Source organism: Streptomyces sp. NPDC005266 (genome assembly GCF_040607655.1).
In the GTDB taxonomy this organism is placed as follows: Bacteria; Actinomycetota; Actinomycetes; order Streptomycetales; family Streptomycetaceae; genus Streptomyces.
In genome coordinates, this window is the sequence record NZ_JBEXHC010000012.1 from 1 (window position 1) to 10,442 (window position 10,442).

11 protein-coding genes are annotated in these 10,442 nt (G+C 71.4%); 4 read left to right on the plus strand and 7 right to left on the minus strand.

The window, feature by feature from the left end:
• Positions 1-92: 92 nt before the first annotated feature.
• The 6 genes from ABZU99_RS21450 to ABZU99_RS21475 form a co-directional block, all read right to left on the minus strand.
• The gene (locus tag ABZU99_RS21450) at positions 93-839 is read right to left on the minus strand and encodes an oxygenase MpaB family protein (protein ID WP_356050455.1); all 747 of its coding nucleotides are present in this window, start codon (positions 837-839) and stop codon (positions 93-95) included.
• Entirely contained in the window at positions 836-2,104 is a 1,269-nt protein-coding gene (locus ABZU99_RS21455; RefSeq protein WP_355951504.1) for an MAB_1171c family putative transporter, read from the minus strand. Before ABZU99_RS21455 ends, ABZU99_RS21450 begins: the two co-directional genes overlap by 4 nt.
• Entirely contained in the window at positions 2,097-2,663 is a 567-nt protein-coding gene (locus ABZU99_RS21460; RefSeq protein WP_356050456.1) for a hypothetical protein, read from the minus strand. The genes ABZU99_RS21455 and ABZU99_RS21460 overlap by 8 nt, the downstream gene beginning before the upstream one ends.
• Positions 2,660-3,127 (minus strand): helix-turn-helix transcriptional regulator, encoded by a 468-nt coding sequence (locus ABZU99_RS21465; protein WP_355951509.1) that lies wholly within the window; start codon positions 3,125-3,127, stop codon positions 2,660-2,662. The genes ABZU99_RS21460 and ABZU99_RS21465 overlap by 4 nt, the downstream gene beginning before the upstream one ends.
• A 284-nt stretch (positions 3,128-3,411) precedes the next feature.
• Complete coding sequence (locus tag ABZU99_RS21470) at positions 3,412-3,972, minus strand: ion channel (protein ID WP_356050457.1); 561 nt, start codon at positions 3,970-3,972, stop codon at positions 3,412-3,414.
• Positions 3,973-4,097: 125 nt separating this feature from the next.
• Positions 4,098-5,408, minus strand: a complete 1,311-nt coding sequence (locus ABZU99_RS21475) for a DUF6777 domain-containing protein (RefSeq protein WP_356050458.1) — start codon at positions 5,406-5,408, stop codon at positions 4,098-4,100.
• 317 nt (positions 5,409-5,725) lie between these two features.
• Between ABZU99_RS21475 and ABZU99_RS21480 the strand changes: the two genes are divergently transcribed.
• Entirely contained in the window at positions 5,726-6,607 is an 882-nt protein-coding gene (locus ABZU99_RS21480) for a universal stress protein (RefSeq protein ID WP_355951518.1), read from the plus strand.
• 105 nt (positions 6,608-6,712) lie between these two features.
• Here ABZU99_RS21480 and ABZU99_RS21485 read toward each other — a convergent pair whose 3' ends face one another.
• The gene (locus tag ABZU99_RS21485) at positions 6,713-7,738 is read right to left on the minus strand and encodes a 6-phosphofructokinase (protein WP_356050459.1); all 1,026 of its coding nucleotides are present in this window, start codon (positions 7,736-7,738) and stop codon (positions 6,713-6,715) included.
• Positions 7,739-7,913: 175 nt separating this feature from the next.
• Between ABZU99_RS21485 and ABZU99_RS21490 the strand changes: the two genes are divergently transcribed.
• The 3 genes from ABZU99_RS21490 (at position 7,914) to ABZU99_RS21500 (ending at position 10,154) form a co-directional block, all read left to right on the plus strand.
• Positions 7,914-8,078, plus strand: coding sequence for a hypothetical protein (locus ABZU99_RS21490; RefSeq protein ID WP_356050460.1), 165 nt, complete (start codon positions 7,914-7,916; stop codon positions 8,076-8,078).
• 224 nt (positions 8,079-8,302) lie between these two features.
• Positions 8,303-9,136 carry an RNA polymerase sigma factor SigF gene (locus ABZU99_RS21495; RefSeq protein WP_355951524.1) on the plus strand — a complete coding sequence of 278 codons (834 nt, stop codon included), beginning with the start codon at positions 8,303-8,305 and terminating at the stop codon, positions 9,134-9,136.
• 187 nt (positions 9,137-9,323) lie between these two features.
• Positions 9,324-10,154: an RNA polymerase sigma factor SigF gene (locus ABZU99_RS21500; protein WP_355951526.1), complete on the plus strand. Its 831-nt coding sequence runs from the start codon at positions 9,324-9,326 to the stop codon at positions 10,152-10,154.
• Positions 10,155-10,442: the final 288 nt, after the last annotated feature.

A 10,442-nucleotide genomic window follows, 5' to 3' on the forward strand; every position in this document is an offset into this window, starting at 1 on the left:
TCAGTTGTATCCGCGTCACGTACGACGGTCTACCGGACCAGACCGTTCCACGAAGGCACATCCCGCAGATTGATCACGACTCGATACGTGCCCTAGGAGCCCCTGCGGGAACGGGCCTTGGCGCGCAGGGCCCGGGTCACCAGGGCGCGCAGGGGAGCGGGTGGGCGGCGAACGTCGAGGGCCGTGCGGAGGGGCTGGTCCAGCAGCGACGCGGCCACCGCCGGGGCGAGAGGGGCCAGCGGGGCGGGGAGGCGGGCAGCCAGGAGTGCGCTGCTGGTGGACCGCCAGAGGGCCCGGCCCTCCGGGGTGGGGGCGAAGTGGGCGGCCTCGAAGTCTCCCATCCAGCGTGCGACCCCCGGCAGATGGCCGCCCGGCGGGTCGGGCAGAGCGAGGGCGTCCGACAGGCTCCGGTGGAAGGCGTATGCCGCGTCCCGCTCCTCGGCGGTGACCGTGCGGTGCCCGTGGTCGTCGATGAACCGCAGCGGGCAGACGGTGAAGCAGGCCAGGACGTAGTGCATGAGCTCGGGCGTGATGCCGGGCCGGTCGTGCACGTGGCGCAGTCCGGCGACGATCCGCCGGCCCTCGGGGCTGTCCGTACCGTGGCCGATCAGGGCGAACATGGCGACGCCGGTGGCCTTGGCCCGGTGGTGCGGCTGGGAGGTCATCCGGCCGGTGCCGTGCAGCACCCGGGCGATGTCCGGGATGCCGAAGGTCCGGACGAACCCCAGGGTGAGGCCGACCCGCGATTCCTCGGGCATGGTCTCCAGGACGAGCCGTGCGTAGGCCGCCTGGGCACTGGGCGCGCCTACAGCGCCCGGAGCGCCCGCCGGGCCGGTCATTCGGCCGGGGTGGCGACGGCGGCCAGCGCCTCGCCGGTCAGGGGGGCGTCCAGCTTGCGGGCGACGCGTACCAGATGGGCCCGTTCCTCGGCCGGTTCCGCGTCCAGCCCGGGCAAAGGCACCTGCTCCTCGCGCGGGCGCGGCGGTACCCCGGAGGCCAGCGCCTCGACGGCCCGGCGCAGGGCGGCGGCCACGATCAGTGAGGCGCGTTCCCCCTCGTCCAGACCGGCCCGCTCGGCGACCTGTTCGGCGGCGGTCACGACCGCGGGGTCGACCCACGGACGGAGCGTCAGCTGCCCGTCCCGGATCTCCAGACCGCGCCGGGCGGTGCGCCACTCCAGGTCGCGCAGGGCCAGCCGCTCGGTCCAGGCCGAGGCGGGCGCCTCCAGGGCGAGGCGGCGGTCCGCCCGGTACACCACCAGGTCCCACAGCGGACGCAGGGCCTGGTAGTCGCGGCGCCGACGGGTCCACGCGGCGAACGCCGGGCCCGCGAACCCGGCGGTGATGAGCAGGGCGCCGAGCGCCGCGAAGGCGGGGCCGAGGGCGGTGCTCAGCCACTCCAGCCCGCTGACCCCGGCGTACGCCGCACCGATCGCGATCAGCTTGCAGACGACGTATCCGCAGGCGATGAATCCGCCGAGGGCGAGCCTGCGGATGCCCCGCCGGAGCGGCCCGGCCGGAAGCCGGGAGGCGTGATGGCCGAGGCACACCCGGCTGATGTCGATCAGCGCGAAGCCGAACTGCGCCTGGTAGAGGACGAGGAACAGGGCGATCGCCGGAACCGACGCGAAGGTGGTGTCGAACGTGAGCGGCGTCTCCGGACTGTCGGCCCCGCCCATGACGACGCCCGCGAAGAACAAGGCGGTCATCACCGGGGCCAGGACGGCGAACGCCGCCAGCCGCCCCCGCACCGCGCGCCCGGTGTCCACCGCGGTCCCGTTCCACACCTGCGATGCGGTGCGCTCGCCCGGCGGGGTCCACATCCGGGCCAGGACGACGGCGCCCGCGGAGAAGCCGGTGATGCCCAGATAAACCAGCAGCGTGGCCAGATTGCCGAGGTGGGCAAGGCGGTCGATCAGCCGGTACACGACCGGCGCGGCCAGGACGAACGCGGTCGAGGGCGCCGCGATCGTCAGGGCGACGACCAGCAGGCCACGGGACGGGTCCCGCCGCCATGCCCGGAGTTTCAGCGCGGCGACGACCCAGGCGCCCGTGCCGATGGTCAGGTAGGCGATGTTGAACGGTGCCTCGGGCGTATCAGACATGCTGTCCCTTGCGGTGCTCCAGGACGGGGGCCAGCTGGGATGTGGTCCCGGCCCCGGGCGCCAGCACGAGGATGCGCGTCAGCTCGGCACCCAGGATCTCCGCCTCCGCTTCCGCCGCGTCGTCGTAGTGGGAGCGGCCGAGGATGAGCCGGAGCATATCGGCGTCGATGGTGGGCAGTTCCACCTGGGCCGTCTCCTCGTCGGCGGCCGGAGGCTCGGCCAGATGGCCGCACAGCAGGTGGGCGAGCTCATGGCAGATGATGTGGGCCTGGTGCAGCCCCGAGGTCTCCTGCTCGAAGTAGATGACATCGGTCTCCGCGCGGCGTTCGACAAAGCCCGACGGCTCGCCCACCCGCATCTTCCGCGGAACCAGCCGGATGGAGCGCCCGGCCCGGTCGGCGACCGCCGCGCCGAGCTCCTCCACCGTGGTCATCGGGGGGAGGTCCAGCGCTCTGACCATGGCGCGCATCCGGCGGCGGGTCCGACCCAGATCTCGCACGTCCTGCTCCCCATCGGCCAGCCGCCAGTGCCCCAAGGGCATGGCCTGGTAGTCGGTCACGCCTCGGGGTTGCCGCCGTCGGGCAGGCCGACGGCCCTGCGCAACTGTTCCACGACGGTGAGGGCGGCGTCCTGCATTTCGGGAGGCAGACCGGCCGCCCGCATCGCGATGCGCTCCACCCGGGCGTCCCGCAGCGCCTCGATCTTCTGCAGATCCCGCTCGACCGCCTGGGCGGTGGCGGAGTCGCTGAAGTAGTCCAGCGGAACGCCGAAGAACTTCGCGATCTTGACCGCGTTCTCCAGGCTGGGCTTCTGCGAGCCCTTGCGGAGGTTTCCGATGTAGGTCCCGCTCAGCCCGGTCCCCTCGGCGATTTCCGAGTCGCGCCAGGGGCGGCCCAGGTCCTTGGGATAGATCACCGAGATCAGCCGGCGGAAACGCGCCGCGAAATCCAGGGACTCTGCCAGCTCCTCGCCTTCGCCGGGCTGAAGAGCCGGCGCTTCTGAGCGTGGGGAGTCGGCGGCCATACGCCAGATCATAGAACGACCTGGCACAGCCCGGGATCCCTCAGCGACCTGGATCTGCACGATAGTTGTAAACAAGTCGCCCCATATGTGCGCTACTTCCGGAAGGATCCTCCAAAGCCATGGCCCCTGATCAACGATAGTTGACACGCCTTCAGCCCCGGGGCAGGATCACAACCGCGGTCCGCACATCACGTGCGCCGTTCCTTCCCGAAGTCCGGTTCGCGGGCGCCGGGCACCGCTGCCCCACGGGGGTGGGCAACAGCGCCCTGCGCCGCGGCCCGGGCCTATGGGGTTTCCCGGCTCCGGCCCCCCGGGTGGGCACGGCCCTGGCGGCGGGTCGCGTCATCGCCGTCGCCCCGAGAAGCGCCGACCGCGCTGATCATGTCCTCCAGACGGTCGAACCGTTCATGGAGCGCCTCGGCATCGGCGGAGACGCGACGCTCGCCGCCCGCCACGCGATCGTGGAGCGCCTCGGCCAGACGGTGCCGCCGGTTCTCCTCGCGACCGACGAACCAGGCGGCGATGGCTGCGGTGACCATGCCGTAGGTGGTGATCCCGACGAACATCACCAGACAGGCGATCAGCCGGCCCCACAACGTCACCGGGTAGAAGTCGCCGTAGCCGACCGTGGTGGCGGTCTCGGCCGACCACCACAGGGCCCGCGGACAGCTGGTGAGGTTCGCCGAGGGCGCGTCGCGTTCGGCGAGGACGACGGCGTACGAGCCGAGCAGCATGACCACGGCCAGGACGAGCGTGGCCACGGCCGCCGCCTGGAAGTGGAGCGGCCGGTCCGCGCGACCGAGGAACACCCTGATCGTCCTGGTCAGGAAAGCGGGCAGGACCATGGTCACCATGCTGCCGCCGGGTGGGGCGGGAGCGCGGCGGACATCCGGGGGTTGCGCCGAACGCACGCCCCGGCGGCCCCGGCGGCCCCGGCGGCCGCCGGGGCGTGCGTGCCGCCGCGTCAGGGTCAGGGACCCGAGGGCGGCTGCTGCTGGTTCTGGTCCGGCTGCTGCTGGTTCGGATCCGGCTGCGTCTGCTGCGGCGGGGGCTGGTTGGGCGGCGGCTGATTCGGGGGCGGCTGGTTCGGCGGCGGCTGGTTCGGCGGCTGGGTCTGGCCCGGCTGCTGCTGGTTGGGGTCCGAGGGCTGCGGCTGGGGTTGCTGCTGCTGGTTCGGGTCGGACGGCTGGTCCGACGGCTGGGGCTGCAGCTGGTTCGGGTCCGACGGCTGGTCCGACGGCTGGGGCTGCTGCTGGTTCGGGTCCGACGGCTGGTCCGACGGCTGGGGCTGCTGCTGGTTCGGGTCCGACGGCTGGTCGGAGGGCTGCTGCCCCGGGTCGGAGGGCTGCGACTGCGGCTGGCCGGAGGGCGTCCCGGACGGGCGCTCGGTCTCGAGCGGGGTGAACCGGTCCGACGGCGTGCGCTTCACCTTCGGCGCCTCGGGCAGATCCGGGGCGTGCTGCTTGCCCGGCATCGCCAGACAGGCGGGGTAGTCGGTCCGCGCCAGGATCGTCTCCCGCGCGTCTTCCTCGCCGTTTCCGTCGCCGATCTCGCGCTTGAAGAGCTGGGTCTTGGCGACCCCCACCACGACGATCCCCTTGACGGCCTTCCGGGCCGGCTGAATGGTGGTGACCGTCGTTCGGGAGAAGCCGTTCCACTCGGGTCCGGTGAAGGTCGTCTTGGCGTTCCGCGGCGGGGCCGACGTCCTGATGGGGTTGCCGGAGTCGCACTTCACCACTGGCGCGCCGCGCTGATTGACGAATACCGCCGTACCCGCCTGGAGAACGGCCGGCACCGGCTTCACCCCACCCCGGTAGCCGTACGTCTTCGCGTAGGTGTCGGAGCGCAGCACGACGCCGGAGAGCCGGTGGACATAGTCCGGTATGGCGTCGGGCGACGGAAGGTGCTGCACCCGGCTCCAGGCGGCCCCTCGCTTGTTGTCGGACTGCAGGGCGTGGATCAGCGCCTGACGGTCACAGGGATGCCGGTTCGGGGCCCCGGCGTAGAGCCCGGGGGTGTTCCCCAGGAAGGTGCGGCCTCCGTTGGAGGGCGACACCAGACGTTTCTGGTCGTGGCCGACGGACTCGGTGAACGCCGGTACCGAGGTCTTTCCGACCGGTTCCCGGTGGTATTCGACCACCGAGCCCTTCCCCGCGGCCTTCCCGGACGCCTTTTCGGAGGGGGAGATCATCCCAAGGACCACCACGGCGGCCACGGCGACGACGAATCCGACGGCGAGAACCGAACGACGCGAGGTGAGGTGCCATGAGATCGAGCGCATATACCTCTCCTTCCCTACCCTCGCCCCCATCCTGCGCCCGCCCCTTGGGCCCGCGCGTCCCCCGAACCCTTGACATCCGCTCCCACCTTCGGGGGAGTTGGCGGCCGCGGCGCCGGCGAATCGGCCGCCGCACGCGGAGCCGCCCCCGGTCCGGTGTCCCGGACCGGGGGCGGCTGCTGCCCTCGCGGTCTGCTCCGCAGGTCCGCTCCGACCATGCGGAAGTTCTTCTCCTCTTTAGACTAAACGGACAAGGGCATCCACGCCCGCGGGAGGGCACAGCGAGCACGGAACCACCATGAGCAGCCGAGGAGGAGCCGATGAGCGGCCCGGTCGTAGCGGGGGTCGACGGATCGCGGCGCAGCCTCGCGGCGGCCGAATGGGCCGCACGGGAGGCGGTGGCCCGCGGGGCCGCGCTGCGCCTGGTGCACGCCTTTCCGCCGATGCCGTGGCGGCTCTCGCCCGTGCCCGGGGTGGACGCCTGGCAGCAGGTGGGCGAGCAGATGCTGCAGCGGACCGTCTCCGAGTTCGCCCACCGCCATCCGGACCTCGACGTGAGCGGCGAGCACACCGACGTCGAACCGGACGAGGCGCTGCTCGCCGCCGCGGCGGGCGCCGGGCTGCTGGTCGTCGGGGCGCGCGGCTGGGGCGGCTTCGACGGACTGGCGGTGGGATGCGTGGCGCTGCGGGTGGCATCGGCCGCGGACTGCCCGGTGGTGATGGTTCCCGGGGCGGAGCGGCAGGGGGTGGCGGAGGCGGACGATACGGGCGAGGTACAGGTCGGCTTCAACGCGCACGCCCCGGTGGACCGGACGACCGACTTCGCCTTCCACACCGCCCAGCTGCGGGAAGCCGGGCTGCGGGTCCTGCACGCGTGGGCGCTGCCCCCGGCGTCCCCGTACGCCTGGATGCTGACCATCCTGGAGGCGGACCGGACGACGTGGGAGGACCAGGAGAGCCAGGCGGTCTCCGACGCGCTGCGCGGCTGGCGGGAGCGGTATCCGCAGGTCTCCGTGGTGCCCGATGTCGTCCTGCTCAACCCGGCGCAGGCGCTGGTGACATCCTCCGCGCGGGCCCGGCTGCTGGTGGTGGGGCGCCGTACGAGCCCCCGCCCGGCCGAACGGCAGCTGGGGCCGGTCGCCCACGCCGTACTGCACCACGCCCGCTGCCCGGTGGCCGTCGTCCCGCACCCCGCGCCGTAGTGCGGAACAGCGCGAACCGGTCGGTGGCCGGCGGCCCGGGCCGACCGCCGTGATCAGCCGCCGGGGTCAGCCGCCGTGATCAGCCGCCGGAGTCTGCCGTCGGGGTCAGCCGAAGAACACGCCGAACTCGGTGTACAAGTCGGGGTCGACGGTCTTGATGTCCCCCGCCGCCTCCGCGAGCGGGACCCGCACGACGTCCGGACCGCGCAGGGCCACCATCGTGGAGAACGCCCGCTCCTTGACCGTGTCGACCGCGCGCAGGCCGAAGCGTGTGGCCAGCCAGCGGTCGAAGGCGCTGGGCGTCCCGCCGCGCTGAATGTGCCCGAGGACCGTCGTACGGGCCTCCTTGCCGGTGTGGTCGGAGATCTCATGGGCCAGCCACTCCCCGATGCCGGACAGCCGCACATGGCCGAACTCGTCGAGCGCCGACTCCTTGACCACCATCTGGCCCGCCTTCGGGACGGCCCCCTCCGCCACCACCACGATCGGCGCGTACCTGATCTTGAAGCGGTCCTCCACCCAGCCGCAGACCTGGCCGACGTCGAAGGGCTGCTCGGGGATGAGGATGACGTTCGCGCCGCCCGCGATGCCCGAGTGCAGGGCGATCCAGCCGGCATGCCGTCCCATCACCTCGACCACCAGGGTGCGGGTGTGGGACTCGGCGGTGGTGTGCAGACGGTCGATCGCCTCGGTGGCGATATTGACGGCGGTGTCAAAGCCGAAGGTGTAGTCGGTGCCGGCGACGTCGTTGTCGATGGTCTTCGGCACGCCGACCATCTGGATGCCCTGGTCCGCGAGCACGGCGGCGACCCCCAGCGTGTCCTCGCCGCCGATCGCGATGACCGCGTCCACCTCGTGCTCGGCCAGGGTCCGCCGCACCCGGCTCACGCCGTCCTCGCTGGCCAGCGGATTGGTACGGGAGGAGCCGAGGATGGTGCCGCCGCGCGGGAGAATGCCGCGTACGGCCGGGACGTCCAGGGGCAGGATGGAGCCGTCGAGCGCCCCGCGCCAGCCGTCCCGTATGCCCACGAAGTCGAAGCCGTGCACCTCGACGCCCTTACGGACGATGGCGCGGATCGCCGCGTTGAGCCCGGGGCAGTCGCCGCCGCCGGTCAGCACACCGATACGCATCTCCGCTCCCTCCGCTCATCTCCAGAATCCACCCATTCGCGCGGTGACGCCCACCTGGGAGAAATCCCAGCCCAGGGGGTGCAGGTCAGATGATCGGACTGATACGACTGGTGCTCGAGGGGTGTGGATAGACTCACGCAACTGCACAGGGGACCGCCGGAGAGGGCAGCACGGGATGGCACAGGCGAAGAAAATCGCGCTCTATATGCTCATCGTCTTCGTGCTCTACACGATCATCAAAACTCCGGCGCGAGCGGCCGATCTCGTCCAGATAGGCTTCGAGGGCATATCCGACGCCGCCAAGAGCGTCGGCGAGTTCATGAGCGAACTGGTCAAGTAGCCCCCGCACACCCGTTCCCCCGACGCGGCCGTTCGCCACCTGGGTGAGCGCCGACTACCCCCTCCGAGTCCTTTTCCGTCCTCGTGCGTGGCCGCACGGTCACTTTCACCCCTCTATGCGGCAATTTCACCACCAACACGTAGTAAAGCGGTGCTTGCACACAGTGCACATGTCTTGTGATGCTATGACCGCTTTGCCGGGTGAGTGCATCGTGAAGGGGTGGCGTGACCGTGTCGGCCCGTACCGCGCCCAGAACCCCGCCCCAGGACGATGGCGGCAGCGAGAGCGGCAGAAGCCGCGGGGCTGACGCCAGAGCGCTCACCCAGGTGCTCTTCGCCGAGCTGTCCGGCCTCACCCCCGGCACCCCCGAGCACGCCCGGGTGCGCGCCGCGCTGATCGAGGCCAATCTGCCGCTGGTCCGCTACGCCGCGGCCCGCTTCCGCAGCCGCAACGAGCCGATGGAGGACGTGATCCAGGTCGGCACGATCGGCCTGATCAACGCGATCGACCGGTTCGACCCGGAGCGCGGCGTCCAGTTCCCGACCTTCGCGATGCCGACCGTCGTCGGCGAGATCAAGCGCTATTTTCGCGACAACGTTCGCACCGTGCATGTCCCGCGCCGGCTGCATGAGCTGTGGGTGCAGGTCAACGGCGCGACCGAGGATCTGACCGTGCTGCACGGCCGCTCCCCCACGACGGCCGAGATCGCCGAGCGGCTGAAGCTCGGCGAGGACGAGGTGCTCGCCTGCATCGAGGCCGGGCGCTCGTACCACGCCACTTCCCTGGAGGCCGCCCAGGAGGGCGACGGGCTGCCCGGGCTGGTCGACCGGCTCGGCTACGAGGACCCGGCGCTGGCCGGGGTCGAGCACCGCGATCTGGTGCGCCACCTGCTCGTACAGCTGCCCGAGCGCGAGCAGCGCATCCTTTTGCTCCGTTACTACAGCAATCTGACCCAGTCCCAGATCAGCGCCGAGCTCGGCGTCTCGCAGATGCACGTCTCCCGGCTGCTGTCCCGGAGCTTCGCCAGACTGAGATCCGCAAACCGGATCGAGTCCTGATTCTGTCGAGGGACCCCGTCCCACCGTCTCGGGGCAGTAATGTCGACTTGGCGCTACAGCGTGTTGCCGACATGTGACATTCTGCAGGAACCGCGTTTGCCGTGGCTCAACCTCCGGTATTCAGGGGGAGGCTGCGTTGGACGTGAAACGCGCAGCTGGGATCCGTCCGCGACCTCAAGGGGGTGGCATGTCCGTAGAACTGGGCAGCTCGAAGGTGCTCACCAACGACGCACCGCACGTGCCTGACGACTGCGACGCCATCGACACCCGCACCCTCTCCCGCTCCCTGTTCCTACGGCTCGCCGCGCTCGACAAGGAGAGCGTGGAGAGCGGCTACGTACGTGACACCCTCATCGAGCTGAACCTCCCGCTCGTCCGCTACGCGGCGGCCCGGTTCCGCAGCCGGAACGAGCCGATGGAGGACATCGTCCAGGTCGGCACCATCGGCCTGATCAAGGCGATCGACCGCTTCGACTGCGAACGGGGCGTCGAGTTCCCGACGTTCGCGATGCCGACCGTCGTGGGCGAGATCAAGCGGTTCTTCCGGGACACCAGCTGGTCGGTGCGGGTGCCGCGGCGGCTGCAGGAGCTGCGGCTGGCGCTGACGAAGGCCAGCGACGAGCTGTCCCAGCAGCTCGACCGCTCCCCGACCGTCACCGAGCTCGCCACGGCGCTCGGCGTCTCCGAGGAGGACGTCGTCGACGGGCTCGCGGTGGGCAATGCCTACACCGCCAGCTCGCTGGACTCGCCGTCCCCCGAGGACGAGGGGGGCGAGGGGTCGCTCGCGGACCGGCTCGGATACGAGGACAGCGCGCTGGAGGGCGTGGAGTACCGCGAGTCACTCAAGCCGCTGCTGGCCAAACTAGCGCCGCGCGAGCGCCAGATCATCATGCTCCGCTTCTTCGCCAATATGACGCAGTCCCAAATCGGCGAAGAGGTCGGGATCTCCCAGATGCATGTCTCCCGGTTGCTGACCCGGACGCTCGCCCAGCTGCGCGAGGGGCTCATCGCCGACTGATACACCCCACCGCTCCTGGGTGCACCTGACGGAGCGTCAGCCGCGCTGGCCCGATGCGACAGGCAGCGAGCCGGACAACCGGCCGCCGAGGCACGGCTATCGCCTCCTCGGCGGTCGCGCTGTGCCTGGGGGCACTGCTCAGCGGCTGCGGCGGGGGCGGTGACGGCTATGCCGCGGCCGGGGCGGCCGGACCCGACGGCCGGCGGACGGCGAAGGCCGTCCCGCCCCACGGACGGGGTGACCCTGGTGCCACGGGACCGGGACGGCGACCGTGGCGACGGCCGGGAC